At 36.4% G+C, this 26,839-nt stretch carries 24 protein-coding genes; 16 read left to right on the plus strand and 8 right to left on the minus strand.

What is annotated here, in order from left to right; genetic code table 11:
• Window positions 1–53: 53 nt before the first annotated feature.
• The 10 genes from ctlX (at window position 54) to MP478_RS13845 (ending at window position 10,448) form a co-directional block, all read left to right on the plus strand.
• Window positions 54–977, plus strand: coding sequence for a citrulline utilization hydrolase CtlX (gene ctlX, locus MP478_RS13800; protein WP_230034131.1), 924 nt, complete (start codon window positions 54–56; stop codon window positions 975–977).
• A gap of 21 nt (window positions 978–998) precedes the next feature.
• A complete protein-coding gene (locus tag MP478_RS13805; protein WP_230034133.1) occupies window positions 999–1,358 on the plus strand; it encodes an S-adenosylmethionine decarboxylase family protein in 360 nt (119 codons plus the stop codon).
• A gap of 2 nt (window positions 1,359–1,360) precedes the next feature.
• Window positions 1,361–2,815, plus strand: a complete 1,455-nt coding sequence (locus tag MP478_RS13810; protein ID WP_257200764.1) for a DUF4178 domain-containing protein — start codon at window positions 1,361–1,363, stop codon at window positions 2,813–2,815.
• Window positions 2,812–3,009, plus strand: a complete 198-nt coding sequence (locus MP478_RS13815) for a hypothetical protein (protein WP_047491515.1) — start codon at window positions 2,812–2,814, stop codon at window positions 3,007–3,009. Before MP478_RS13810 ends, MP478_RS13815 begins: the two co-directional genes overlap by 4 nt.
• A gap of 10 nt (window positions 3,010–3,019) precedes the next feature.
• Entirely contained in the window at window positions 3,020–3,235 is a 216-nt protein-coding gene (locus MP478_RS13820) for a DUF350 domain-containing protein (RefSeq protein WP_230034139.1), read from the plus strand.
• Entirely contained in the window at window positions 3,228–4,742 is a 1,515-nt protein-coding gene (locus tag MP478_RS13825) for a polyamine aminopropyltransferase (protein WP_257200765.1), read from the plus strand. Before MP478_RS13820 ends, MP478_RS13825 begins: the two co-directional genes overlap by 8 nt.
• Window positions 4,717–6,306 (plus strand): NAD(P)/FAD-dependent oxidoreductase, encoded by a 1,590-nt coding sequence (locus MP478_RS13830; RefSeq protein WP_230034142.1) that lies wholly within the window; start codon window positions 4,717–4,719, stop codon window positions 6,304–6,306. The genes MP478_RS13825 and MP478_RS13830 overlap by 26 nt, the downstream gene beginning before the upstream one ends.
• Window positions 6,307–6,389: 83 nt before the next feature.
• Window positions 6,390–7,415, plus strand: a complete 1,026-nt coding sequence (locus MP478_RS13835; protein ID WP_257200766.1) for a hypothetical protein — start codon at window positions 6,390–6,392, stop codon at window positions 7,413–7,415.
• A gap of 28 nt (window positions 7,416–7,443) precedes the next feature.
• Window positions 7,444–9,198, plus strand: a complete 1,755-nt coding sequence (locus MP478_RS13840; protein ID WP_257200767.1) for a discoidin domain-containing protein — start codon at window positions 7,444–7,446, stop codon at window positions 9,196–9,198.
• A gap of 26 nt (window positions 9,199–9,224) precedes the next feature.
• A complete protein-coding gene (locus MP478_RS13845) occupies window positions 9,225–10,448 on the plus strand; it encodes a serine hydrolase (RefSeq protein WP_257200768.1) in 1,224 nt (407 codons plus the stop codon).
• A gap of 34 nt (window positions 10,449–10,482) precedes the next feature.
• Here MP478_RS13845 and MP478_RS13850 read toward each other — a convergent pair whose 3' ends face one another.
• From MP478_RS13850 to recJ, 6 genes are all read right to left on the minus strand, one after another.
• Complete coding sequence (locus tag MP478_RS13850; RefSeq protein ID WP_257200769.1) at window positions 10,483–11,340, minus strand: alpha/beta hydrolase; 858 nt, start codon at window positions 11,338–11,340, stop codon at window positions 10,483–10,485.
• Between the two features lie 83 nt (window positions 11,341–11,423).
• A complete protein-coding gene (locus tag MP478_RS13855) occupies window positions 11,424–13,673 on the minus strand; it encodes an outer membrane beta-barrel family protein (protein ID WP_257200770.1) in 2,250 nt (749 codons plus the stop codon).
• 45 nt (window positions 13,674–13,718) lie between these two features.
• Window positions 13,719–15,980: an outer membrane beta-barrel family protein gene (locus MP478_RS13860; RefSeq protein ID WP_257200771.1), complete on the minus strand. Its 2,262-nt coding sequence runs from the start codon at window positions 15,978–15,980 to the stop codon at window positions 13,719–13,721.
• A gap of 242 nt (window positions 15,981–16,222) precedes the next feature.
• Window positions 16,223–16,561, minus strand: coding sequence for a DUF3817 domain-containing protein (locus MP478_RS13865; protein ID WP_230034150.1), 339 nt, complete (start codon window positions 16,559–16,561; stop codon window positions 16,223–16,225).
• Window positions 16,562–16,641: 80 nt separating this feature from the next.
• Complete coding sequence (nadD, locus tag MP478_RS13870) at window positions 16,642–17,226, minus strand: nicotinate (nicotinamide) nucleotide adenylyltransferase (RefSeq protein ID WP_230034151.1); 585 nt, start codon at window positions 17,224–17,226, stop codon at window positions 16,642–16,644.
• 135 nt (window positions 17,227–17,361) lie between these two features.
• Complete coding sequence (gene recJ, locus MP478_RS13875; RefSeq protein ID WP_230034153.1) at window positions 17,362–19,074, minus strand: single-stranded-DNA-specific exonuclease RecJ; 1,713 nt, start codon at window positions 19,072–19,074, stop codon at window positions 17,362–17,364.
• 109 nt (window positions 19,075–19,183) lie between these two features.
• Here recJ and MP478_RS13880 point away from each other — a divergent pair, with 109 nt between their 5' ends.
• The gene (locus tag MP478_RS13880; protein ID WP_257200772.1) at window positions 19,184–19,996 is read left to right on the plus strand and encodes a M48 family metalloprotease; all 813 of its coding nucleotides are present in this window, start codon (window positions 19,184–19,186) and stop codon (window positions 19,994–19,996) included.
• An 80-nt stretch (window positions 19,997–20,076) separates the two neighbouring features.
• On the opposite strand, the gene MP478_RS13885 is transcribed toward MP478_RS13880, so the two are convergent.
• Window positions 20,077–21,699 carry an ABC-F family ATP-binding cassette domain-containing protein gene (locus MP478_RS13885; protein WP_230034163.1) on the minus strand — a complete coding sequence of 541 codons (1,623 nt, stop codon included), beginning with the start codon at window positions 21,697–21,699 and terminating at the stop codon, window positions 20,077–20,079.
• A 121-nt stretch (window positions 21,700–21,820) separates the two neighbouring features.
• Here MP478_RS13885 and smpB point away from each other — a divergent pair, with 121 nt between their 5' ends.
• The 5 genes from smpB (at window position 21,821) to MP478_RS13910 (ending at window position 26,557) form a co-directional block, all read left to right on the plus strand.
• Window positions 21,821–22,279, plus strand: coding sequence for an SsrA-binding protein SmpB (gene smpB / locus MP478_RS13890; RefSeq protein ID WP_230034240.1), 459 nt, complete (start codon window positions 21,821–21,823; stop codon window positions 22,277–22,279).
• A 77-nt stretch (window positions 22,280–22,356) separates the two neighbouring features.
• Window positions 22,357–23,868 (plus strand): OmpA family protein, encoded by a 1,512-nt coding sequence (locus MP478_RS13895; protein ID WP_230034165.1) that lies wholly within the window; start codon window positions 22,357–22,359, stop codon window positions 23,866–23,868.
• A gap of 94 nt (window positions 23,869–23,962) precedes the next feature.
• Window positions 23,963–24,703, plus strand: coding sequence for a YebC/PmpR family DNA-binding transcriptional regulator (locus MP478_RS13900; RefSeq protein ID WP_257191251.1), 741 nt, complete (start codon window positions 23,963–23,965; stop codon window positions 24,701–24,703).
• Between the two features lie 57 nt (window positions 24,704–24,760).
• Entirely contained in the window at window positions 24,761–25,585 is an 825-nt protein-coding gene (locus tag MP478_RS13905) for a UDP-2,3-diacylglucosamine diphosphatase (RefSeq protein ID WP_257191252.1), read from the plus strand.
• On the plus strand, window positions 25,586–26,557 hold the full coding sequence (locus tag MP478_RS13910; RefSeq protein WP_257200773.1) for a glycosyltransferase family protein: 972 nt from the start codon (window positions 25,586–25,588) through the stop codon (window positions 26,555–26,557).
• Here the strand turns inward: MP478_RS13910 and MP478_RS13915 are convergent.
• Window positions 26,546–26,836, minus strand: coding sequence for a GNAT family N-acetyltransferase (locus MP478_RS13915; RefSeq protein ID WP_257191254.1), 291 nt, complete (start codon window positions 26,834–26,836; stop codon window positions 26,546–26,548). The genes MP478_RS13910 and MP478_RS13915 overlap by 12 nt on opposite strands.
• Window positions 26,837–26,839: the final 3 nt, after the last annotated feature.

Raw genomic sequence — 26,839 nt, forward strand, 5'->3', positions numbered from 1 at the left:
GCCGGCTGATTAACCCTCTAACTCTCACACCCTAATACTCTAAAACTAAAAAAATGCAGACAACAGATACCGTATTAATGATAGAGCCGATAGCATTCGGTTATAACGCAGAAACTGCGAAAAACAACTATTTTCAAATTGAACAGACAGGGGTTGATATCCAGTCAAAGGCTTTGGCTGAGTTCAACACTTTTGTCGGAAAACTGAGAAATAAAGGAATCAATGTGATTTCCATAAAAGATACATTGGATCCTCATACCCCGGATTCTATATTCCCTAATAACTGGGTGAGCTTCCATAAGGATGGAAAAGTGGTTTTATATCCGATGTTCGCATCCAACAGAAGAGTGGAAAGAAGAGAAGATATTATTGAAAGCATCAAGGATCAGGGATTCGATGTTGCTGAAATTGATGACTGGTCATTTTCTGAAACTCAGGGACATTTTCTGGAGGGAACAGGAAGTATGATTTTCGATCATGATAACAAGATTGCTTATGGATCTGTCTCTCTAAGGCTGGATGAGCAGTTATTCAGAGACTTCTGTGCAAAATATGATTTCACACCGATTGTTTTTCATTCCTATCAGACCGTAGGTACAGAAAGGCTTCCCATTTATCACACCAATGTAATGATGTGTGTGGCAGACAAATTTGTGGTAATCTGTCTTGATTGTATTGATGATGAGCTGGAAAGAGAAAAAGTAATTGAAACCATCAAAAACTCCGGAAAAGAGATTGTAGAAATTTCTGAAGAACAAATGCAGCAGTTTGCAGGAAATATGCTTCAGGTTCAAAATAAAAATGGAGAAAAGTTCCTGGTAATGAGCCAGACAGCATATCAGTCTTTACATCCTGAGCAGGTAGCAGCCATTGAAAAGTATTGTGAAATTATCTATTCCGATCTTAATACCATTGAAGTAAATGGTGGTGGAAGTGCGAGATGTATGCTTGCTGAAGTTTTTCTGCCAAAAAAATAATATATTTACGAAAAAAATTAATTGAAACCATTATCAAGTAAAGGTTTACATATTCTTCTGACTTTGGAAACAGAGTCAGAAGATTTGTTAATAGACAGCAAGGGTTTTCTGGAATTTACGGAAAGTATCCTGGCCACTAAAGATGTGGAAATTGTAGGAATTACCAACCATATTTTTGACAATCAGAGCTTCACGGCTGCAGTATGTCTCAAGGAGTCCCATCTTTGTATTCATACCTGGCCGGAATTTAAACAGCTTACTTTTGACGTTTTTCTTTGTAACTATACTCAGGACAATACTTCAAAGGTAGAGCAGATTGCAGATGAGGTAATTCAGTATTTTAAAGCTAATACCATTCAAAAACACAAAATTAACAGATAAAAATGCATTATGCCTGCCCTGCATGTGATTCAGAAAATAAATTAGACCTTACGTTTACTGTCAAAGAATACGTTTGTCAAACCTGTTCTCATCTCATTGACCTAACTACTAATAAATCTTCAAAACACCTGAATGTTCCTACAGAAAATGTAGTGTTGGACGTTGGGAAAAAAGGGAAAATTGAAAATGTAGAGTACACAGTCGTGGCTATTATAGTCAGAAAATATGGAGCCAATATTTTTTGGCGTGAATATTATCTGAAAAACAATAAAGGAGAAGGTGCTTTCCTGAGTGAAAGTGATGGCCATTGGGTATTTCTTACCCCCATGCATCCTAATGATTTTAAGAGTAAAAATTCTAAACTGGCCACATATGCCGGTAAAAACTATCGTTGGTACGAAACTTCTCAATGCAGTATTCATGCAGCAACAGGTTTTTTTGAAGATAAACTTGATTTCATCCTGGCTACTTACAAAGAATATGTAAATGGGACTCATATGATTTCTCAGGAGAATTCAGGAAAGGAAACAAACTATTTTTACGGAACTCATATTTCAAAACAGACCATTAAACGGGCCTTTACGCTTTCCCATATGCCGAACTCTTCAGGCATTGGAATCGTTCAGCCCTATTATGTGAATATGAAGGAAGCTGTTAATATCTTTTGCGTAGCGGGACTTTTAATATGCCTGTTCCAGTTGTATGTGTATACTTCCAGAACCAATGAGACGGTTATAGAGCAGACGGTTAATTTTTCAGATGTACGGGATAAAGAGCTTATCAGTAAAAGCTTTACCCTTTCAGGAGGCTCAGCACCCCTAAAGGTTAATGTTTTCTCGAATGTTGATAACTCGTGGGCAAATGTTCAGTTGAGCCTTGTCAATGAAAATACCAATGAAGCGGTATATACCTCGAAGGATATAGAACAGTATCATGGTTATGAAGATGGTGAAAGCTGGTCTGAAGGAAGTCAGTCTGAAGAATTCAACCTTTGTGGAGTAGGAGCAGGGAAATATCATTTTGTAATTTCAGCAGAAAATGAAGGATCTTACCCTGTATTAACCAATTTCCAATCACCGGATTCAAAGGTGACAATCTCTCGCGATAAAATGGGAAATATAGGGGTTACAGACAATTTTAAAGGACTTTCTACAACTTTTACAGACGGAAAAACGCTGGATAAAGATTCATCGGAAACAGCAAAGCTGATGAGAGAATCTTTTGGAACACAGAAACTGGATTCTTTAATTACTGCTGAAGCCATCAGGTCTTCCGCCGGCCTATCTTCAGATAATTCTTCTGTTCAGATCAAAGCGACATGGCTTCCCGTTTCATTCTGGAATTTTACATTTATATTAGTCATCATGATTATTCTTTACGTGCTCATGCGCGTTGGAAGGTATTATTTTAATTTTAATAAGTGGAAAAATAGTTCAAACTCACCTTACCAAGCATGATTACAAATATTTTTAACTATATAAGAGAAAATTGGCTCCTTTCGCTGGTAGGAGGGCTTTTCCTGAGCTGGTTTGTATACCTTACTTATCAGGGAAATCAGGTTTGTGACTGCCAGAAAACAGAAACTTACCGTGACGGAACTACCAGAACCCATTCTACCGGAAGAGGATTTTACAGATATTATCACAAATAAATTATAAACTATGGACAACTTCAATGTATTACCCATAATCAATTCGGTTCTCTATTCATTTTTAGGAATCGCTATTTTACTGGTGTGCTATTTCATTATAGAAAAACTGACCCCTGAAAAAACATGGCATGAGATCTCTCAGAATAAAAATATCGCTTTGGCCATTGTATTCGGAGCATTTATCATAGGAATTTCAATGATTATAAGCGCCGCAATTCATGGATAAAAAGAGAATCTCTCTTGAATTACTCTTGCTGTTTTCTGTATTTGTCATCGCTACCTGCGGACTGATTTACGAATTGGTTGCCGGAGCTTTGGCAAGTTATCTTTTGGGAGATTCTGTTAAACAGTTTTCTTTCATTATTGGAGTCTACCTTTTTTCAATGGGAGTAGGTTCCTATCTTGCGAAATTTGTGAAAGGAAATCTCATCGATAAATTCATTGAGATTGAAATTTTGGTGGGAATCATTGGCGGAATAAGCTCTGTTGTATTGTTTGTTCTCTTTAATACATTAGCTCATTTTGAAAGTGTTTTATATCTTTTTGTCTTTTTTACAGGATGCTTAGTTGGCGTGGAAATTCCCCTGCTCATGAATATTTTAAAAGACAGGGTTAAATTTAAAGATTTAGTTTCAAATGTTTTTGCTTTCGATTATATTGGTGCCTTATTGGCATCAATCCTTTTCCCATTAGTCTTAATTCCGAAGTTGGGAATTGTAAAAACGCCTTTGTTTTTTGGACTGATTAATATTTCTATCGCCATATTTTTATGCTTTTATCTTAAAAAAGAATTATCAAAACCGATTTCTTTAAGGATAAAATCAATAGCAGCATTTGCTTTGTTGGTAGGCCTTTTCATTTTTTCAGATACTATTTTATCCTATTCTGAAGAGAAGTTATATGGTGAAAATGTGGTCTACACCAAAAGTTCACCTTACCAGAGAATTGTTTTAACAAGAAATAATCATGAATTTCGGTTATACTTAAATAATAACTTACAGTTTTCTTCCACGGATGAGTACCGTTATCATGAAGCGCTTGTACATCCCGCGATGTCTATGGCGAAAAATATTGAGAATATTCTGGTGCTGGGAGGAGGCGATGGTTTTGCAGTCCGTGAAATACTGAAATATAAAGAAGTAAAAAAAATTAGTCTTGTAGATCTTGATGGAGAGATGACCCATTTCTTCAAAACCAATGAAACCATGCGCGGGCTGAATCAAAGTTCCCTATCCAATCCTAAGGTGGAAGTGATTAATAAAGACGCTTATATATGGGTAAAAGAGAACAAAAAGAAGTTTGATGTTGTGATTATCGATTTTCCTGATCCATCCAATTACAGCCTGGGAAAGCTGTATTCCTTACAGTTTTATAAAGAACTTGAAAGATTGACAAAGCCGGAGACTAAAATTGTAGTGCAGACAACATCACCCTATTTTGCTCCCAAATCTTTCTGGTGTATAGAGAAAACAATGAATCAGATATTCCCTTTTACTGCTGCTTACCATACCTATGTTCCCTCATTTGGAGAGTGGGGATTTTCAATGGCTTCCTATGAACCGGTAAATAACAGGATTTTCAGAAAGCTTCCCAATTTAAAATATTATGATTACAATTTTTCACAGTTATCCTACTTTAATAAGGATATGAAGGTGAAAGAGGTAGAAGTTAACCGTCTGGATAACCAGATTTTAGTTCGTTATTTCGATGAAGAGTGGGGGAAAGTTCAGTAGGAAGGATTTTCTTACAACAGTATTGCTGGGCAGTTTGATGCTTCCTTTTCTACAGTATTGTGGAAAGAAAGTGAAGGCTGTGCTTCTTCATATTACCGGGACCAATCATATTTTGGGACATAAGTTGTGGGCAAAAGATTTTCCACAATTTTCAGAAGTTATCCACACAAAATACCTTATTGTGGGTAGTGGGATCTCCGGACTTTCAGCCTGCCGATTTTTCAGCCAGAATAACGAGAACGATTATCTTATTTTGGAAATGGAGAATCATTTAGGGGGTAATTCCTCCAACGGAAAGAATAAATTTTCCAAATTCCCTTTGGGAGCCCATTATCTACCCTTACCCAATAAAGAAAATATTGAAATCATTGATTTCCTGGAGGAATGTAAAATATATCTGGGTACAGACGAGCACGGTGAGCCTGTTCTTGATGAGTACCAGATGACTTTTCCACAGCAGGAGAGATTGTTTTTCAAAAACTCATGGCAAAATGATATTGTTCCTCAAAAAGGAATCTCCACAGAAACCCAGAAAGAACTTGACCGGTTTTTCAAAATGATGGATGGTTTCCGTCTGAAGAAAGATGCACTTGGAAAATATTGGTTTGCTATTCCTGTTGAGGATTCCAGCAGGGAAGATGAAGTAGTAAGGCTGGAAAATATGCTGTTTAAGGATTGGCTGAAAGAATATTATTTTCAGTCTGAAGAGCTTTTGTGGTTGCTGGACTATTCATGCAAAGATGATTATGGTTTAGGGATTGAGTTTGTTTCTGCATGGGCCGGGATTCATTATTTTGCAGGCAGAAAAAATAACTGGAGCCAAAAATACAAAGATCAGGTTTTCACCTGGCCGGAAGGAAATGCTAGACTGGTACAGCATTTTTCCAAATATACCAAAGGGAAATTATTACCTAAAAATTTAGTTTTTGATATTAAAATTGGTAATTCCGTTGAAGTATTGAGCTTTGATAATACAGAGAAGAAAACCAAAAAGATCATTGCTGAAAAGGTTTTATGTGCAGTGCCTCAATTTGTAAACGAGAGAATTTTCAATCATAAAAAAGCATCATCATTTAACTATGTTCCCTGGTTACTCACTACCATTACATTGAAAAATGAATTTGGAGGTGATGAAGAACTGGCGTGGGATAATGTGATCTACAGGTCAGCCGGCTTGGGTTATATTTATGATCAGCATCAGAATGTTAATCAGATTATGGGTGAAAAGGTGATTACCTATTACAAAAGCTTCTCTACCAATGACTGCAGAAAAGCCAGGAGGAAACTGTATGCAATGAAAGAAGACGAGCTTAAATCTTCTGTACTGGAAGATTTAAAGAAAGCCCATCCGCTGATAGAAGACTTTATTCTGGATATGCAGTTTCATAAAATAGGACATGCCATGATTGCCCCTGTTCCCAGCCAGATCTTTGGGGAGGCTGCCCAGGCAGCAAAAGAACCTATAGATGGCAAAGTTTTCTTTGCACACTCTGATCTTTCCGGAATATCTATTTTTGAAGAAGCGTTTTATCAGGGACGAAGAGCTGCCGGGCAAATGATATGAAATCGCTTTTGACTGATAAAACCTCAGGACAAATGACAATGCTGAGACTATAAATGACTATTTAAAAACAAATTAATATCCACATGAAACAGCCCTGGATACATAATGCAAAAACAGACTGGTGGCTTATTTTGTCCCCACCATTCCTTATTCTGCTGATCATCTTCCTTTTTCAAAAGCAGATTCAGGAACTCGAAAGCAGTTATTCTTTCTATACCTGGCTCTTCCTTATTGTTTTTGTGGATGTTGCCCATGTTTATTCCACCTTATTCAAAACTTACCTGGTAAAAGGCCGGGTTCAAAAAAGAAAGTTGCTGTATTTGGGAATCCCGATGCTAAGCTGGTTGCTGGGGATTGCCTTATTTCAGTTTGGCAATCTGACGTTTTGGTCGGTGTTAGCATTGGTGGCTGTTTTTCACTTTATCCGTCAGCAGTATGGTTTTATGAGGATTTATGCCCGCTTTGAACCCGGTAATTGGAGTAAAAGAATAGATGAGGTTGCAGTATATGCTGCCACCATTTATCCAATGCTGTATTGGTTTAAAACACCACGTGCCTTCACTTGGTTTGTCAGCAATGAATTCGATTGGTTCAAAAGGCTCCCGGATTATACTGGTCTTATAACCGTTTTATATGTTGTTATCCTTACAATATGGATTTCAAAGACTGTTTTTGTTGCGGTGAAAAATAGAAAACTGAACATTCCCAAAATATCGCTTATTACCGGAACCTATCTTTCATGGTATTTTGGAATCGTCTATTTTAATGATGACCTTATTTTTACTTTTCTAAATGTTATTTCCCATGGAATCCCTTATATCGCATTGATCTATATCCGTGAAATCAAACAGAAAGATGATGAGCAGTTGAATAGATTGCTGATCTTTAAATCTGTAACAGGAATTTTTTTATTTGCAGGAGTACTTTTGGCTTTCGCTTTCTTTGAAGAGCTTTTGTGGGAAACGTTGGTCTGGAATGAACACTTCTCCCTGAACTTTACAATATCAGAGAATATCCTTTCATTTTTGATCCCACTGCTGGCAGTACCACAGCTTACCCACTATCTTTTGGATGGGTTTATTTGGAGAAAACCAAAAAAAGTTAACTAAATTTGCTTGTAAGGCAAAAAATATAAAGATGCGGCACTACTTATTATCATTGGCTATTTTCCTGGGAATATGGGCTGGAGGTCAGCAGAAAACATTCTGTAACCCTATTAATATTGATTATGGTTATACCCCTTTTGAAGCTTTTTCAAAACAGGGAAAACACCGGGCTACCGCTGATCCGGTAATTGTCAATTTTAAGAATAAGTTATTTCTTTTTTCTACCAATCAGGAAGGATACTGGTACAGTGACGATATGCTGGATTGGAAGTTTGTAAAAAGAAAATTCCTCAGAGACAACAAATATATTCATGATCTGAATGCTCCGGCAGTCTGGGCTATGAAAGACACACTCTACGTCTATGGTTCTACATGGGAGCAGGACTTTCCCATCTGGAAAAGTACAAACCCTACCCAGGATGACTGGAAAATTGCAGTAGATACTTTAAAAGTGGGCGCATGGGATCCTGCGTTTCATTATGATGAAGATAAAAATAAGCTTTATCTGTATTGGGGATCAAGTAATGAATGGCCGCTGTTGGGAACAGAAGTAAAAGTTAAAAACCTTCAGTCTGAAGGTTTTGTAAAGCCGATTATTAAATTAAAACCTGAAGACCATGGATGGGAACGTTTCGGGGAATACAATGACAATGTTTTTCTTCAGCCTTTTGTAGAAGGAGCATGGATGACAAAGCATAATGGGAAATATTATATGCAGTATGGTGCTCCGGCTACAGAATTCAGCGGATATTCAGATGGGGTATATGTCAGTAAAAACCCTTTGGAAGGGTTCGAATACCAGCAGCATAATCCGTTTTCCTATAAGCCGGGAGGTTTTGCAAGAGGAGCAGGCCATGGCGCTACTTTTGAAGATAATTACAAAAACTGGTGGCATATTTCGACCATTTTTATTTCCACTAAAAATAATTTTGAAAGAAGACTCGGAATCTGGCCGGCCGGTTTTGATAAAGATGATGTAATGTATTGTAATACGGCCTATGGAGATTATCCTACTTACCTTCCCCAATATGCCCAGGGTAAAGATTTCACTAAGGGCCTTTTTGCAGGATGGATGCTGCTGAATTATAATAAACCTGTTCAGGTTTCATCCACTTTAGGCGGTTATCAGCCCAATTACGCAGTAGACGAAGATATTAAGACCTACTGGAGTGCGAAAACAGGAAATTTCGGCGAATGGTTTCAAACCGATCTTGGTGAAGTTTCTACAATTAATGCAATCCAGGTTAACTATGCAGATCAGGATGCTGAATTTTTGGGGAAAACTTCAGGAAAAATGCACCAGTATAAAATCTATGGCTCTAATGATGGGAGAAAGTGGAAAGTAATTGTTGATAAAAGTAAAAATACCAAAGATGTTCCCCACGATTATATTGAATTGGAAAAACCGGCACAGGCACGATTCCTTAAAATGGAGAATCTTAAAATGCCTACCGGAAAATTTGCATTAAGTGGCTTCAGGGTATTTGGAAAAGGAGCAGGAGAAAAGCCTAAAAAAGTAGAAGGGTTCGTGCCTTTAAGAGCCGATCCGAAGAAATATGGTGAAAGAAGGAGCATCTGGATGAAATGGCAGCAAAACCCGGAAGCAGACGGCTATGTGATCTATTGGGGAAAATCTCCTGACAAGCTCTATGGAAATATTATGGTGTATGGGAAAAATGAATATTTCTTTACAGGAGCTGATAGAACGGATGCCTATTTTTTTCAGATTGAAGCTTTTAATGCCAACGGGGTTTCTGAAAAAACAGAGATTGTAAAATCTGAATAATTAAAACAATAAACCAACGATATACCATGAAAAAACTAAAAACTATTGGGTGTTCCCTTTTTCTGCTTGCTTCCTTAGGCTGTGGAAAAAATGATAACGAGGATTACCGGTCAAATCTGGATACAGCCGTAAAGGATATTCACGCTAACCTTCAGAAAGAATTAAAGACTGATGTTCCTTCACTGAGCGTTTATGTAGTTTCACCAAAAGGAACTCTTTTCAGTACGGCTACCGGAGTGAATGGTATTCCGGTAACCAAAAACACTTACTTCCGTTTTGCCAGCAACACCAAAAATTTTACTTCTACGGCAATTTTAAAAATGATGCAGGAAGGCTGGCTCAACCTGGATGATAAAATTACAGCTATGATTCCCGGAACAAATGTCCCTTATACTCCCGATGGAGCAGCATGGGACTTTCCCCACAAATCGCAGATAACTATTCGCCAGCTTCTACAGCATAATGCGGGAGTCTATGATATTACCAATGACGCCAGCAAATATAATATAGATGGGGAGAGCTATACCGATTATATGCTTGAGCATTTCCCGGATCACCAGTTTTCCACTTCGGATTATGTGAAAATTTTAGCAGAAAAAAGTCTTACCTATGGAGCACCGAATACGGTGTATCATTATTCAAATACCGGATATTCTATTCTGAGTGAAATTATAGCCAGAATTTATTCTCAAAAAACAGGAGCGAACAAAACCTATGGTAATTATATGTACGACCATATTGTAGGGCCCGGAACAAAGGTTCCGCTGGAAATCAGGTTTCCAGAGCTTGCTTCGGATAAGCAGCTGCCTATGCCATATGTGACAGGCTTCATTAAATATGATGACCACGATGAGGTTACCAATCTTAAAAATGCCAGCGCTCATATAGGGGAAGGAAACGGAATCGGGACCATGAAATTGCTTTCCGATTATATCAGGAGCACCATGAAAGCAGAGAATGTACTTACTGCTTCAAGTATTGAACAAATGAAAACCAGTAAGGGGCCTGCAACGGCTGTCAAAGATCGTAATTATGCATTAGGATGTTTTCATCTTCCGGGAGTTGGCTACGGTCATAACGGAGCTACTGAAGGCTACCTTTCTATGATGCTTTATGATCCTGAGACCGATTTTTCAGTGATTGTACTGTTACCGTTCTGGGATCTCAGAAACAATATGGAAAACTTTCCGAAATGTATGAATGCCCTGAATACTGCGGCTACTGAAGCTAAAAAAGCATTGGGATACTAAGAATAAAACGCTTTGAAATTTTCAGAGCGTTTTATTATGTATCGGTCCTCTTAAGGAACGTTTCAATTTTTTTAATGAGAAGACTATCATTTGGCTTTTTATCCCAATCCAGATGTCCACCATTAAACTCATAAGATTCATTGATCACGTTATTTTTATTTAAAACAGAATCTAAAATTCTTTTCTGGCTTAAAGGAATAACACGGTCTGTTTTTCCATAGTAAGAAAGAGTAGGAGGAGTATTGGATGTAATCCATTGTACAGGACTGGAAAAACTGTTGGCAGTCATGCTCCCAGAAAGAATTTTAGGATCTATAAGATGTTTTTCCACAAACGAATAGTCTTCATAGGTTTTAAAACCTTCATCAGAAAGATCAGCGGGTCCTACGATATTAATAACAGATTTTACATTTTTCAAAGGATCAAAATGATAGGCATACATCATGGATAAATGCCCACCGGCACTGTTTCCCAGAAGAATGATTTTAGGATTATACTTTAATTTATTTTTTAAAAATACGGTAACTTTTCTAATATCTTCCATTTGGTTAGGAATACCATACCGATTGACCGAAGCCAGTCTGTAATTGATATTGGCAAAAATATAATCGGGAAATTTCTGCATCATAGAAAGGGTAAAGAATGTCAGCTGAGATTTGTTCCCGCTGCGCCAGCCTCCACCATGTATAATGATAAAAGCTGTTTTTTTCTTTGAAGGGTTTTCATGCGGAAGATAGAGATCCATTATCTGGTCGGGATCATTTCCATAATGAATATTTTCCTCTTTGTCAAAATGAATACCGCTACCGAGACTTACCTTTTTTTCTTTGCAGTTTAGGAGCAGACATAATATATGGAGACTTACCACAATGAAAATTAACTTTTTTCTCATACCTCTAAAGATAAAAAACCCGCTGATCAATCAACGGGTTATAATACAAAATAATTGAGTTGAATATGAAGAAAGATAATTTTTTATCTTGTCCTGCTTTTAATAGAATCGGAAGCGCCTTCAATATCTCTTACCTTTTTCACTTTTTGATTTCCGAAGTTATAGGTAAGACTTACCGTTAAGCTTCTAGGGTACTGATTTTGGTGAATGTAGTTGTAGTTACCGTTTGACTGAAAGTCTTCAATCTTAATAATGTTAGTTCTTAAAATATCATTTACATTCACTGCAAAGGTCCATTCATTCCATGTTTTCTTGATACTGAGATCTAAACTCATTAAGCTTTTCAATGTACCAAGCTCAATCTGTTGTTTGTCTACAAAGAAATAATTAACACCCAAAAACCAGGTTTTCTTTTTATCCAGGCGGATGGTATTGTTGGTTTGGATCAAAAGACTTGTAGAGCTCGTTTTATTGGTATATACGATATAGTCTCCCTCTTTATTTCTGAATCGGTCTCCGGTTGTAGGATCAGTATCGAGACTTCCGTTGTTAATGTTATGCTGTACTCCAATATTGAAGTTGGTGGTCAGATATTGTTTGAAAAATGACTTTTGAATTCCTACCATGGCAGACATTTCCTGTTTATCTCCGAAATTGGTTCTGATATATCTTAATACAGGGTTTTCTCCAATATTTCCATTAGGTGATTCAGGATACCCCTGTAAAGGAACCTGAGTGATAGCATCCTTAAAAAATGAATGGCTAAGAATCAGGAAATAAGAGTTTTTGTACATATAGGTCAGCTCCTGATTATATGTTGAAGATGCCTTTACAAAAGGGTTGTTTTGGGTGTAATTATCGTCAGTCAGAATATTTCTTACCGGATTTATTTCCCAGAAGCTAGGTCTTCTCATTCTGCTCGAAAAGGAATAGGATAGATTGTTTTTATCATTAATAGCATAATTAAAGCTTAGATAAGGAAGGATATTGTTATAATTCCTTTTTATCCTTTTCAGCTCTTCTGTAGGTGCATTGTCTGAAGTTCCCAGGCTGTTGGTGATTTCATATCGGGTACCTATTTTCCCTGAGAATTTATCCGAAAATTTTTTTTCTGCGGTAATATAAACACCATATATATTTTCATCATAAATAAAGTGATTAGGCGCTGATTTTGAGGCTACAGGATCAAAAAAGTAAGTATCGCTTTTAGAATCGTTGTCTGTTTTCGTTTTATTATAATTTCCTCCTACTGAAATAGTCAGGTCGTTCTTAAACTTCTGGATATAATCCACCATTCCGGAGAAATTATTAATGATCTGAGGGAGATCTTGAAACACCTGTGTGGTCTTATTTCCTATTTCTCTGTTTATATTTGAAGCATAGGTTCTGTTGTCGGTAAACTGGAATCTTTTATAATTCAGGTAAGCAGCATTTACATTTAATTTACTGCCCAGAGAATCAGTTTTTAACTCATAATTTAAATTTAAAGAGTTGTTATATGACCTTGAATCCTCTTTGTTTTTTGACCATGTATATTTTGTCTTCCCTCCATTGGTTATAGTATTAAACAAACTTACTGTGGAATTATAACTCTTGTTAGCCCAGGTATTCCAGGAAAGAGCAAGATTACTGTTGTCCGTCAGCTGGTAATCAACATTGAGATAGCCACCTATATTTTTGTTCGGGTCATCGATATTTCCGGTAGATTCATTGGATGTGTCAACCGTTCCGTTTCTTAAAGTATAAGTCTGAGCCTGAATATTTTCACCACCGTTGAGGTTGGCACTGATGCCCAGTTTATTCTTTCTGTAATTGGCGGAGAAGCTGGTCTGGCTTGCATTATATTTACTTTGTGTATTGGAAAATCTCATGTTCCCGCTGAGACCATCACTCATCTTTTTCTTCAAAACAATATTAATGATCCCATCTGAAGATTCTACCTGATACTCACTTCCCGGAACTGTAATAACCTCTATTTTCTGAATATTCTCAGCAGGTGTGTTTTTAAGGAACTGCACCAGTGATTCAGCATCCATATTGGTTTTTCTGCCGTTGATGTAGATGAGTGCATTGTTTTTACCGGCTATCTTCAGGGTTTTATCATCTGTAGAAGATAAAAGCGGAGTTTGTTTCAAAAGATCAAAAGTAGTATTTCCTTTAGCAACAGGAGAAGCTGCAACATCATATACGAAACGGTCGCTTTGCTTTTTAAAAACCTGTTTTGTTATGGTAATTCCTTCAATGCTTTTTGTCTTTGTAGTGTCGGTTTTCTTTTCCTGAGCAAAAACAAAAGTTCCGAATATAATAGCGATGGATAAGAGAGTGCGTTTCATGTCTGTTTTCTTTAAATGTGAATGATGTGTAGTAGTTTTAAAAGCTTATGTTCTCGATTTTACAGCATCGTTGGCTGATTTCATTTCTCTTGCTTTTTTCAGTTTCTGATTTCCGAAATTGTAGGTAACTCCGATACTCAGTAGCCTTGGATAGTTGAAGTTGGTTATATTATTGTATTGCCCGTTAGGCTGTATTCCGTTAACCCTATAAAAACTTTGATTAAACAAGTCATTTACTTCCGCTATAACAGTCCAGTCACCTATAATTTTTTTCACACTGATATCGAAACTTTGTCTTGCGCCAATCACACCACCTTCCATTGCCACTTTACTGGCAAAAAAGTAATTGACTCCTAAAAACCAGTCTTTTTTGGAAGAAAGCCGAACCGTATTATTGATGGTAGCAGACATATTGTAATTTTTAACATCAATGATGTAAGGTTCAAGGACTTCCGTTTCTTCAGGAGTCGGTGCGGACGTAGGATCTTCCAATACTGCACCTTTATAAGTAACATAACCTAAGTTGACAGAATAATTAGTAGTCCATATATCTTTGAACCATGATTTGTTCATTCCAAGCGTTAAATTAAGTTCCCTGTTGCTCCCATAATTGGTTCTTATGTATCTCAGAAACTTTGTTGTTTCCATGATCTTATTGCCATTATTGTCATAAATGATATTGCCATTTTCATCCCTTTTAGGAGCCGTTACGGTTCCCTGCAACGGAAGCAGATCAGAAGCAGAAGCATCTTCTACCATATTAAAACTTAAATTAGCATAGTAGGCATTCTTATACATATAATTCAGTTCCTGATTATAGAACTTTGAAGCCAGTATAAATGGATTGTTCTGGGTATAATTCGTAGGAGTGAAATAGGTTCTGGAAGGGTTTAGCTCCCAGAATCTTGGCCTTCTGATTCTGCTGGAAAAAGTATAGCTTAGGTTATGGTCCGAACTGATTGCATAATTTAAATTCAAATAAGGTAACAGGTTATTATAATTTCTTTCGAATCCTGTTTTGTCAAGGATATCCCCTGTACTTCTGGTCATTTCGTAACGGGCTCCTATTTTTCCGGATAGCTTTTCCGTCAGCTTTCTTTCATAGTTTAGATAAATTCCTAAGATATTTTCTTTATAAGTGAAATGATTTGTCTGCTTGGGGTCTATTACAAAATCACCGTTTTTAAGTCTTTCCTGTCTGGTATCATTATCCGTATTGGTGTGATTGTAGCTGATTCCCATCAGCCAGGTTGCGCCTTTAGATGTTTTTTTCAGATAATCTATGTTGGCAGCATAATTATTGATGATTTGTGGTACTGACTGGTACAGGGCCGAATAGTTGTTATCAGGATCGTTGTCTAATGGGAAGCTTTCATTAAAGCTGGCTTTATCTCTGTTGAACCAAAGATAAGATACATTAGAAGTAAGCTTACTGCCCAGAGAATCTGTCTTTATTTCATAATTTAAATTAAATGTATGATTCCTTGTCTGTGCATCCTCATTATTTACAGTTCTGTTGGTTAAAAGGCCATTTTGCCAATTAGTTATATCAAGAATAGAGTTGAAACTTTTGTTATATCTCATATTGTAAGAGAATCCGATACTTTGTTTCTTATTGATCTCATAATCCACATTGAAGCCTCCACCAAAATTTTTGTTGGGATCGTCATTAGATCCGGAAGATTCATTTCTAAAACTGGGATCGCCGTTAGACAAGGTATATTTTTGTCTCTCCGTCCAGCTTCCCATTCTGAAATTTGAGTTTCCGGACCATTTACCCTGCCTGAAATTAAAAGAAGCACCGGCCGATGGGTTGTTGTAATACCCCTGTTCATTATTCATCTTTATCGTTCCATTGTAGCCATTATTTTTATTCTTTTTCATAACAATATTGATCACACCTTCCTTAGATTCCACCTGAAATTCACTTCCCGGAACAGTAATCACCTCAATTTTCTGAATATCCTCAGATGGAGTAGACTTCAGCATTTCAATTAATGCCTCAGAATCCATATTTGATTTTTTGTTGTTGATATAAATAATCGCATCAGACTTTCCTAAGATCTTCAGCGTTTTTCCGTCTATACTGGAAATCATTGGAGTTTGCTTCAAAAGATTGAACGTATTGGTCCCTTTGGCAATAGGAGAAGAGGCTACATCGTAAACGAGGCGATCTCCCTGTTTTTTGAAAACTTGTTTCTTGATATTGACCGCTTCAATATTCTTTACTTTCAGGCTATCCTTAGATTGCTGGGCATTAACAAATCCGCTGAAAAATAAGGCTGCAATTAGAATTTGAGTTTTCATGATCATTATTTTTTAATTGGTAATAGCTTGTATGTGTTATTATTTAACATAGCAAAGATATATAATAAAAACAGTATTATGCAATACAAAGTACTTAAAAATAATATTAAATAAATATAAGTATTTGATTATCAGTTGATAAAATTTAAATTATTTTTTTATTGCTTTGCCTTTCTACGTAATAAGACAACCATAACAATGATTTTGTTACAGGAAAATTTGAAATTTTATGAAAAATAAAGTTATTCTCTGTCGAAACGGGCTAGTTTTTTGTCTATCCAAATTGTGGCAAATGGAAAAAATGCGGCAATTAATGCGAAAACGCTATCTTCATCATCCCATTTATATATTTTTCTTATGGCAGGTAAAAATATCAGGTACAATGTAAAGAAAAAACCATGGATACTGCCGATAGTACTGATGTACACAATTGGAAATATACCTTCCGGATCAATACGTATCCAGGTCATTGCTGTGAATAAAAAAAACCATGAAACAGCTTCGGCCAGGCAGATCTGCTTAAACCATCTGATTACTTTTTCCTGAGGATATTTTGAGAAAATTTTTTCGAGAAATTCCATGTTGTAAAGTATAAGGTAAGAGTTACAAATAGAGAATGCAACTCTATTAACTTCTAAATTCTAGCTTCTTATTTGCAAAATTACTTATAAAAACTGCTTCCGTCCAAATATTCAAATACTTCAGGAGGCAGCATAGGCCTCACATTTTTACCGTCTTTGAGCATACTGCGGATTTCCGTAGCCGAAAGTTCTACTACGGGAGCCTTTATCAGTGAAATGTTTTCATGCTGCAGGTATTCAGAATCTTTCTTTTCACCTTCAAATACTCTCGGATAAACAATAATATGATGATTTTTAATAAGGATATCAGAGTTTTTCCATTTATGAAGATTATCCAGATTATCCTCTCCCATAATGAGACTGAAAGAATATTCCGGATACTTTTCATGAAGATAGGTTAGTGTATCGATGGTATAGCTTGGCTTTGGAAGAGAAAACTCAACATTAGAGACTCTCATATTAGGGTAATTTTTTACCGCAAGCTGTACCATATCCAGTCTGTTATGATCGTTAAGCAGCGATTTCTTTTCTTTAAAAGGATTTTGAGGGCTTACCACAAACCATAATTCATCCATATCAGAATTTTCCAAAATGTAATTGGCCAGAATAAGATGTCCGATATGTATTGGATTAAAAGATCCGAAAAATAAACCGATTTTTTTCATTTTTTGTAAAGTAACAGGTAGCAGATAATAGGTTATAGTAAAAAAGTTATCAATATAATAGGCAGACTATTTGAGGTTTTGCAGGGAATTATTAAATGTTGGTTTTGTTACTTAATAATCTAATCCTGCAGCCTATTAATCTCTAAACTTCACATCCTTTATATTGAGATAGTGGGTCACATTACCTTTCCAATGGTTTTCTTCCAGGGTGAAGGCAAGATCGAAATTCTTATGTTTAAAATCTTCCGCAAAAGGTCCCAGTTTAAAGCCTACACATTCAATATTCCGGCCTGTGGTTTCCTGTTTGATATAAAACTTAAGATGATTGTTATCCTTTCCCATAGTCTTCACATAGCCGGCAAGTTTCTGGTTGGTCAGGGTGAAAATAGGTTTCATATTATGAGGCCCAAAAGGAGCTAATTTCCGGTGGAAATTGATAAACTCTCTGTTGATTTCATTAATATTAATCTCACAGTCTATACTAATGGAAGGTTCCTTTTGATGCTCCTGTATCTTTTCAGAAACAATTCTTTCAAATTTTTCCTTGAAAGCATCAAATTTATCTTTTTCCATAGAAAGTCCGGCTGCTGCATGATGGCCACCGAATTTCAGAAAATATTCAGAGCACAGATCAAGGGCTTCATGTACATCAAAATCCGAAACAGATCTTGCTGAAGCTACCATTTCTCCATTGTTACCATTTGTAAATACCAAAGTGGGCTTGTAGTAAGTTTCAATAAGCCTTGAAGCCACAATACCGATCACTCCCTTATTCCATTCAGGATGATAAACAATGGTTGTATGTTTTGTTTCCTGCTGAGATTCAATGATTTGATTCAAAGCAGAAAGTGTAGAATTCATATCCAGTTCACGCCTTTCATCGTTAAGATCCATAATGTCACTCACAATTTGGTTGGCATGCTTCAGATTATCAGAAACCATAAGCTCCACTGCGGCTTTACCATGAGATATTCTCCCTGCAGCATTGATCTTCGGAGCAATTTCAAAAACAATATTTGAAATTTCAAAATGAGAAAGTTTATCTTCAGGAATAAGTAACCTTAAGCCTAGATTTCTGGTCTTTCTGAGAATTTTCAGCCCCATTTTAGCCAGTACTCTGTTTTCTCCTGTCATAGAAACGATGTCTGCAGCAATGGAAATAGCAAGAAGGTCAGTAAGCTCAAATAATTCCGCTTCCGGAAGTTTATAAATGGTATTAAGTCCCTGGCAAAGCTTAAATCCTACACCACATCCTGAAAGTTCTTTGAATGGATACCTGCAGTCATTTCTCTTAGGGTCCAGAACAGCCACAGCATTGGGAATTTCTTCTCCGGGAAGGTGATGGTCGCAAATGATAAAATCAACACCAAGATCTTTGGCATATTGTATCATATCAATAGCTTTGATACCACAGTCTAATGCAATGATCAAAGAAAATCCATTCTCTTTGGCAAAGTCTATTCCTTCCGTAGAAATTCCATATCCTTCAGAATTCCTGTCCGGAATATAATAGTCCAGATATTTTTTTTCTACAATTTTGCTGAGGTAAAGATACATCAGAGCTACTGCTGTAGTTCCATCTACATCGTAATCCCCATATACCAATATCTTTTCTCCATTTTCAATAGCGGTTGCAATACGCTCTACAGCTTTTTGCATATCTGCCATTAAAAAAGGGTTGTGTATATCATTAAGGTTCGGTTTAAAAAATTCTCTGGCCTTTTGATAATTGTCAATTCCTCTTAGAACAAGAAGCTTAGATTCAAAAGTACCAAAACCAAGTGACGAACTTAGTCCGTCCACAACTTCCTCATCGGGTTCGGGTTTATAAATCCATTTTTGACTCATTTCACAAAAATAAGGAAAAAAAATAGCATTCTGAAATGATGGGAAGTGAAGTTTTTACATTATAGTTGTTAAAAATTGGCTACATTTGCCTTCCAAATTTTGAATAGTTATGAAAAAAATTACTCTATGTTTATTGTTTTTAGGAACAGCGTATTCTGTCAATGCCCAAAAAATTAACCTGGGAAAAGCAGCCGGTATTGTTTCTAATGGTGCCAAGGCTTTATCTTTTACCAACGAAGATGCCATCAAATTATCCAAAGAATCTGTAGATTGGATGGATAAAAATAATCAGGTAGCAGGGCCAAAAGACCCCTATACTGTAAGATTGAATAAATTGTTTGGAAAGCACAAATCTCAAGACGGGCTAAGTCTGAACTATAAGGTGTATAAAGTGAAAGATATCAATGCTTTTGCTTGTGCAGACGGAAGTGTTCGTGTGTTTTCCTCATTAATGGATATCATGTCAGATAATGAATTATTAGCGGTTATCGGCCATGAAATTGGTCACGTGAAAAATCAGGATACAAAAGATGCTATGAAATCTGCCTACCTGAAAGCAGCTGCACTGGATGCTGCATCTTCAGCATCTTCACAAGTGGCTACTCTTAATGATAGCCAGGTTGGGAAAATGGCTAATGCATTTGTAGATGCTTCTCACAGTAAAAAACAAGAATCCGAGGCTGATACCTATTCCTATGACTTTATGAAGACTAACAAGTATGATGTTGTAGGAGCATATACAGCTTTTAAGAAGTTAGCATTACTTTCACAGGGAAGTACACAAACCGGTTTTGAAAAAATGTTTAACTCTCATCCTGACAGTGAAAAAAGAGCACAGGCTATAAAGAAAAAAGCGGAAAAAGACGGTTTATGGAAAGACCCGGGAACGGTTTCTATTCCAACGACAAAACTGACGAAATAATTATTTTATTTATTGTTAAAAAAAATACCTCAAAGAATTTCTTCGAGGTATTTTTATATCAACACGAATGTTGTTTCAGATTAAGAATACATTTGTTCTCTTAATTCTTTTACTTTCTTATCACTAAGATACTCATCATAAGTCATTTCTCTGTCGATAATTCCTTTAGGAGTCAGTTCAATGATTCTGTTACAGACTGTTGAAAGCATCTCGTGGTCATGAGACGACAACATGATATTCCCTTTAAAGTTGGATAAGGAGTTGTTTAATGTCGTAATACTTTCAAGGTCCAAGTGGTTAGTAGGCTCGTCCAATAAAAGGATATTGGCTTTCTGAAGCATCATTCTGCTGAACATACATCTCATTTTTTCTCCCCCTGAAAGTACCTTACAAGATTTCAACGCTTCATCACCGGAGAAAAGCATTCTTCCTAAGAACCCTCTTACGAATTCTTCATGACGCTCTTCATCGTTTTTGGTGAATTGTCTTAACCAGTCAACCAAACTAAGATCTTCCTGGAAGAAATTAGTATTGTCTAAAGGCATGTGAGACTGAGTAGTAGTAACTCCCCAAGCCACAGCACCTTTATCAGCTTCAGTATTACCCGCTAAGATTTCAAAAAATTCTGTTATTGCTAAAGAGTTTTTAGAAAGTACCGCTACTTTATCACCTTTCTTAAGGTTTAAGTCAATATTGGAGAATAATAATTCGCCGTCTTTTGTTTTTTCAAGACCTTTTACATCTAAAATCTGATCTCCGGCTTCTCTTTCCATTTCAAAAATGATGGCAGGGTATCTTCTTGAAGATGGCTTAATATCATCAATATTTAATTTATCGATCATTTTCTTCCTTGCAGTAGCCTGTTTAGCTTTAGCAACGTTTGAACTGAATCGGGCAATGAAATCCTGAAGTTCCTTTTTCTTCTCTTCAGCTTTTTTGTTGGCCTGAGCCCTTTGTCTTGTAGCTAGCTGAGATGCCTGATACCAGAAAGAGTAGTTTCCTGTATAAAGGTTAAGTTTAGCATAATCTAAATCTCCGATGTGCGTACAAACGGTATCCAGGAAGTGACGGTCGTGAGAAACCACAATTACTGTATTTTCGTAATCAGCAAGGAAATCTTCTAACCATGAAATGGTATCAATATCAAGGTCATTCGTAGGTTCATCCAGAATCAATACATCAGGGTTACCAAAAAGAGCCTGAGCTAAAAGAACCTTTACTTTGTCTTTGTTCTCAAGTTCACTCATCATTTGCCAGTGCATATCATCTTTAACACCTACATTGGAAAGCATGGTCTGTGCATCAGATTCAGCAGTCCACCCACCCATTTCGTCATAAATTACGCCCAGCTCACCAGCTTTAATTCCGTCTTCATCAGAGAAATCTTCTTTTGCGTATAACGCATCCATTTCCTCCTTTATCTCAAATAATTTTTTGTTTCCTCTCAAAACAGCTTCCAGAACAGTATATTGATCATAAGCAAAGTGATCCTGCTCTAAAACTGACATTCTTTTTCCCGGCTCCAGAGATACATGTCCTGTTGTTGGATCTTGCTTTCCTGTTAATATTTTAAGGAATGTAGACTTTCCTGCACCGTTTGCTCCGATGATCCCGTAGCAGTTTCCTTTGGTAAACATAATATTTACCTCGTCAAAAAGAACTCTTTTCCCGAATTGTAAAGATAAGTTAGATACTGTTAACATATAGTTTTGTAAATTTGGCGCAAAATTACGAAAAGAATTTGGGTATTTTGTAATAATATAATAGTCAAGTTTTTAAATGTATCGTATTTTTTCTATATTTCATTAACGAAATTTTAAAATGATGAAGATTGAAAAAACAGTTAGCATATTAAATAGAAGAGCCCGTTTTGAATATGAAATTCTCGAAGAATATGAAGCGGGAATGGTTTTGACGGGTACGGAAATAAAATCTTTGCGTTCTTCAAAAGCATCCATCACAGAATCCTTCTGTCAGTTTATTGATGGGGAGTTATACATCATTAACATGATGATTGATGAGTATAAATTGGGAACTTTTTATAACCACAAAACAAAAAGGGAACGGAAATTGCTCTTGCACAAAAAAGAATTGCAAAAACTTGAAAAAAAGTTAAAAGATGCAGGGAATACAATTATTCCATTAAAATTATATATCACTGATAAGGGGAAAGCAAAGGTGCTGATTGCGTTAGGTAGGGGGAAAAAACTCTTTGATAAAAGAGAGTCCATAAAAGATAGAGAAAATAAACGTAACCTGGACAGAATATTAAAGAAAAGTTAAAAATCATTTGAAAAACTTTGTATATAAAGAAAAATTATATTTATTTTGCATTATCAATTATTTAATCATTTAATTCTATGAAAAATCTAAAATTAGGAATTTCAGCATTGGCGCTTACTGTAGCCTCTACTGTTTTCGCGCAGACTACCAACAATCCGTGGTTAATCGGAGTTGGTGCTCATGCAGAAAACCATGTAGCAGCAAGAGGTAACTTCAGTAATACGTTCTCTGCTAAAAATTTGACAAAGAGTATGTTCAATATGAACAACTTCTCTATTACACCTCCATTATCTAAGTTGACAGTTGCTAGAAACGTTGGAAAAGGTTTAGTGATTGACTGGCAAACTTCTGTTGGAAATGTTGAAAACAAAAGATTCAACATGGGGAAAGAATTTTTCTTGATGACAGGTCTTGGTTTCCAGGCTCACGCTGCAGGTCTTTTATGGAACGAAGAATCTTGGTTTGATCCATACTTAAGAGTTGGTGCTAACTACCTTAGACATGACTATACTGCACTTTCTTTCCCAAGAATGAGTGTAGATGCTAATGGTAACCCAATCGAAACTGTTGAAAACGGAAAAGATGGAAACGAGAATGGTAAAGCTAACCACTTTGCTGTAGCTACAGGTGCTGGTGCTAACTTCTGGGTAACTAAGAACTTCGGTCTTGGTATTCAAGGTGACTATGTATCAACTCCAGGTGATAAATCTACTGTTGCTAACTTCTGGCAAGCTTCTGCATCTATCTTATTCAGATTCGGAAACAGAGATAGAGATAAGGATGGTATCCTAGACAAAGACGATCTTTGTCCAGATACTCCAGGTTTACCAGAATTCCAGGGATGTCCTGATACTGACGGTGACGGAGTTCCAGATAAAGACGATCAATGTCCAGATGTTGCTGGTCCAGTTGAAAACAATGGTTGTCCTTGGCCAGATACAGACGGTGATGGTGTAATCGACAAAGATGACGCTTGTCCTACTGTAGCAGGTCCTGCTGAAAACAACGGTTGTCCTTGGCCAGATACAGACGGTGACGGTATCTTAGATAAAGATGATGCTTGTCCTACTGTTCCAGGTCTTCCAGAATACAACGGATGTCCTAAGCCAGAAAAAGTAATCAGTGAAGAAGCTACTGGTGCTCTTAAAGGAATCTTGTTCAACTTTAACAAGGCTACTATCAGACCAGAATCTAATGGTAAATTAGATGAAGCTGCTAAGATCATTAAGCAATCTTCTAACGGTACATTCTTAGTAACTGGTCACACAGATGCTAAAGGTGCTGCTGCTTACAACTTGAAACTTTCAAGAGAAAGAGCTGCTGCTGTAGTAGGTGCTCTTGAGTCTAGAGGAGTTAACGCTAACCAGTTAAAATCTACTGGTGTTGGTTCTAGAGATGCTCAAGTTTCTGCTAAAGCTTCAGATGCTGACAGAATGGTTGACAGAAAAGTAGTTGTAGAAGCTGTAAATGGTGCTGCATGGGATTCACTTAAGAAATCTGATCTAGAAGTAGTAGAGAAGAAGACTGTAGTGAAAAAAGCTAAAAAAGCTCCAGTTAAAAGAAAAGCTACGGCTAAAAAAAGAAAATAATTAATTTTTCTAAATAATGAATACCTCCAATTTGATTGGAGGTATTTTTTTTTTGTTGACTTTTAGTTAATTTTGTTGAAAATTTAAAATTAAAATGGGAAGAGCATTTGAATATAGAAAAGCTTCTAAAATGGCCAGATGGGATAAGATGGCCAAAACATTTTCCAAAATAGGTAAAGATATTGCGCTGGCTGTAAAAGCGGGTGGAGCAGATCCGGAATCTAATCCGGCCTTAAGAAGATGCATCCAGAATGCTAAAGGGGCTAATATGCCTAAAGATAATGTAGAAAGAGCCATTAAAAAAGCAAGTGGTGCTGATGCTGAAAATTATGAGGAGATCACTTACGAAGGTTACGGACAAGGAGGAGTTGCTTTTTTTGTAGAATGTACTACTAATAATACAACCAGAACGGTAGCTAATGTAAGAGCTATTTTCAATAAGTTTGACGGAAACCTCGGGAAGAATGGTGAATTAGCATTTATCTTCGATAGAAAAGGAATTTTTACCCTTGACCTGGCTCAGGTAAAGATGGACTGGGATGATTTTGAAATGGAAATGATTGATGGGGGAGCAGAAGATGTGGAAAAAGATGAAGATGAAGTAATGATAACAACTGCTTTTGAAGATTTCGGTTCTTTATCTCATAAATTAGATGAACTTGGAATTGAAGCTAAAAGTGCAGAACTTCAAAGAATTCCAAACAATACAAAAGAAGTAAACGAAGAACAATTCAAAGCTAACATGAAAATGCTTGACCGTTTTGAAGAGGATGATGATGTGCAGAACGTTTACCACAACATGGAAATTACCGAAGAGCTGATGAACTCTTTATAAAAAATAATATAGCATTCATATACAGTTAATTTTCAATTAGTTTCTTTGTATAAAACTATGAAAAGAAATGTTGAATTAGTTGTTATATCGGATGTTCATTTGGGAACTTATGGATGTAAGGCTAAGGAATTGTTGAGATATCTCAATTCTATCCAGCCCGAAACGTTAGTTTTGAATGGTGATATCATTGATATCTGGCAATTCAAAAAGTCTTACTTCCCTAAACCTCATTTGAAAGTGATCAGAAAAATCCTTTCATTTGCTACCAAAGACACAGATGTCTATTATATTACAGGCAATCATGATGAAATGTTCCGCAAGTTTACTGATTTTGAATTGGGAAAACTTAAGGTCTGCAATAAAATCTGCCTCGAAATTGACGAAAAGAAAACCTGGATCTTTCACGGTGATGTTTTCGATGCATCAGTTCAACATTCCAAATGGATTGCCAAGCTTGGCGGAAAAGGATATGATCTTTTAATTATCATCAATAACGTTGTCAATTGGTTTTTAGAAAAAATGGGTAAAGAAAAATATTCATTTTCAAAAAAAATCAAAAATAATGTGAAAAAAGCGATTAAGTATATCGGGGATTTCGAGCTTACTGCTTCTGAGCTGGCTATAGATAATCATTACGATTATGTTGTCTGTGGCCATATTCATCAGCCCCAGATTCGGGAGGTCGTTACTAAAAAAGGATCCTGTACTTATTTAAATTCCGGTGATTGGATAGAAAATTTATCAGCATTGGAATATAATGAGAAAAAATGGAGTATCTTTTACTACGACGAACATAAACATCTGCTGAAAGATGACGAAACTGAAGAAATTCAGGAGATGGACAGCTCTGACCTTTTAAAAATCGTAACCAATTTCACTTAAATGAAAATTTTGTATGCATTTCAAGGAACCGGAAATGGCCATATGGCCAGGGCACAGGAAATAATTCCTATTCTTAAAAAATATGCTTCGGTAGATACGCTCATCAGTGGTCATCAGTCCCAATTAAAGGCTGATTTCGGCATCAACTTCCAATATAAAGGTATCTCTCTACTTTATAACAAAACAGGCGGTTTATCCTATCTCAAAACATTTACTGAGAATAAATTTCTGGAAGCTGTCAAAACAATAAAGGAACTGGAGCTTTCTCAATATGATTTAATCATCAATGACTACGAGCCGCTAACGGGATGGGCTTCCAAATTGAAGAAATTACCAATGATAGAACTGAGCCATCAGGCATCAATGAGTTTTCCGGAGACCCCCAAACCTGAAAAGAAAGATTTCCTCGGAGAAATGATCTTAAAATATTATATTCCCAGCGAAAGGAAAATAGGTTTTCATTTTGAAAATTATCATCCTCAGATCAAGAAGCCGGTTATAAGAAAAAAAATCAGAAACCTTAGTCCTTATAAACAGGGGTATTATGTAGTTTATCTTCCCAGTTTTGCGGATGAAAATATTATTAAAGTTCTCAGGAAGATTCCGGTAGAGTGGAAGGTGTTCTCGAAATACAGCAAAGTACAGGTGAAAGTAAAAAATGTTGAAGTATTTCCTATAGATGAAAGCCAGTATCTGAAATATTTTGAAGGCTGCGAGGGGATTTTATGCAACGCGGGTTTTGAAACTCCGGCTGAGGCTCTTTTTATGGATAAAAAATTATTCGTAATCCCTATTCATAATCAATATGAGCAGGAATGTAACGCCTGTGCTTTAGATAAAATGGGAATTCCAAATTCTAAAGTTTTAAACCTGCAGGAAATTATGGAATGGGTAGCTTCTGACCATCACTTAAAAGTAGACTACCCCAACAATATTGAGGAAATTCTGCTGAATGAGGTTCTAATTCTTTAAAAGGATATCATCTACATCGCTCATTCTCATCATTACTGATCTTGCATAGGAACAGTGAGGATATACCTGCCAGTTATTTTCTCTAGCAAACTTTATGGCTTCTTCTACCAAATATTTCCCCATTCCTCTTCCTTCAAATTCAGGGTGAACCAATACGAAAGAAATAATCAGCTTATGGTCTTCAGGGAAAATGGTATAAGTAAGTCTTCCTACTTCCTTTATTTCATTATTTAATGTCAGAACTCCGCCGTTTCCGGATTTATTGTTTTCAAAATTCATGAT

The sequence above is a fragment of the Chryseobacterium sp. WG14 genome (assembly GCF_024586945.1).
Lineage (GTDB): Bacteria > Bacteroidota > Bacteroidia > Flavobacteriales > Weeksellaceae > Chryseobacterium.

Excerpts from the sequence above, each read along its gene's own strand:
- nadD (WP_230034151.1), bottom strand. The coding sequence starts at position 17,226 with ATGAAAAAAATCGGTTTATTTTTCGGATCTTTTAATCCAATACATATC.
- recJ (WP_230034153.1), bottom strand. The coding sequence starts at position 19,074 with ATGAGTCAAAAATGGATTTATAAACCCGAACCCGATGAGGAAGTTGTG.
- MP478_RS13915 (WP_257191254.1), bottom strand. The coding sequence starts at position 26,836 with ATGAATTTTGAAAACAATAAATCCGGAAACGGCGGAGTTCTGACATTA.
- smpB (WP_230034240.1), top strand. The coding sequence starts at position 21,821 with ATGAAGATTGAAAAAACAGTTAGCATATTAAATAGAAGAGCCCGTTTT.
- MP478_RS13880 (WP_257200772.1), top strand. The coding sequence starts at position 19,184 with ATGAAAAAAATTACTCTATGTTTATTGTTTTTAGGAACAGCGTATTCT.
- MP478_RS13815 (WP_047491515.1), top strand. The coding sequence starts at position 2,812 with ATGATTACAAATATTTTTAACTATATAAGAGAAAATTGGCTCCTTTCG.
- MP478_RS13885 (WP_230034163.1), bottom strand. The coding sequence starts at position 21,699 with ATGTTAACAGTATCTAACTTATCTTTACAATTCGGGAAAAGAGTTCTT.
- MP478_RS13835 (WP_257200766.1), top strand. The coding sequence starts at position 6,390 with ATGAAACAGCCCTGGATACATAATGCAAAAACAGACTGGTGGCTTATT.
- MP478_RS13910 (WP_257200773.1), top strand. The coding sequence starts at position 25,586 with ATGAAAATTTTGTATGCATTTCAAGGAACCGGAAATGGCCATATGGCC.
- MP478_RS13860 (WP_257200771.1), bottom strand. The coding sequence starts at position 15,980 with ATGAAAACTCAAATTCTAATTGCAGCCTTATTTTTCAGCGGATTTGTT.
- MP478_RS13855 (WP_257200770.1), bottom strand. The coding sequence starts at position 13,673 with ATGAAACGCACTCTCTTATCCATCGCTATTATATTCGGAACTTTTGTT.
- MP478_RS13850 (WP_257200769.1), bottom strand. The coding sequence starts at position 11,340 with ATGAGAAAAAAGTTAATTTTCATTGTGGTAAGTCTCCATATATTATGT.
- MP478_RS13865 (WP_230034150.1), bottom strand. The coding sequence starts at position 16,561 with ATGGAATTTCTCGAAAAAATTTTCTCAAAATATCCTCAGGAAAAAGTA.
- MP478_RS13820 (WP_230034139.1), top strand. The coding sequence starts at position 3,020 with ATGGACAACTTCAATGTATTACCCATAATCAATTCGGTTCTCTATTCA.
- MP478_RS13840 (WP_257200767.1), top strand. The coding sequence starts at position 7,444 with ATGCGGCACTACTTATTATCATTGGCTATTTTCCTGGGAATATGGGCT.
- MP478_RS13900 (WP_257191251.1), top strand. The coding sequence starts at position 23,963 with ATGGGAAGAGCATTTGAATATAGAAAAGCTTCTAAAATGGCCAGATGG.
- MP478_RS13895 (WP_230034165.1), top strand. The coding sequence starts at position 22,357 with ATGAAAAATCTAAAATTAGGAATTTCAGCATTGGCGCTTACTGTAGCC.
- MP478_RS13845 (WP_257200768.1), top strand. The coding sequence starts at position 9,225 with ATGAAAAAACTAAAAACTATTGGGTGTTCCCTTTTTCTGCTTGCTTCC.
- MP478_RS13825 (WP_257200765.1), top strand. The coding sequence starts at position 3,228 with ATGGATAAAAAGAGAATCTCTCTTGAATTACTCTTGCTGTTTTCTGTA.
- MP478_RS13810 (WP_257200764.1), top strand. The coding sequence starts at position 1,361 with ATGCATTATGCCTGCCCTGCATGTGATTCAGAAAATAAATTAGACCTT.
- MP478_RS13905 (WP_257191252.1), top strand. The coding sequence starts at position 24,761 with ATGAAAAGAAATGTTGAATTAGTTGTTATATCGGATGTTCATTTGGGA.
- MP478_RS13830 (WP_230034142.1), top strand. The coding sequence starts at position 4,717 with ATGAAGAGTGGGGGAAAGTTCAGTAGGAAGGATTTTCTTACAACAGTA.
- ctlX (WP_230034131.1), top strand. The coding sequence starts at position 54 with ATGCAGACAACAGATACCGTATTAATGATAGAGCCGATAGCATTCGGT.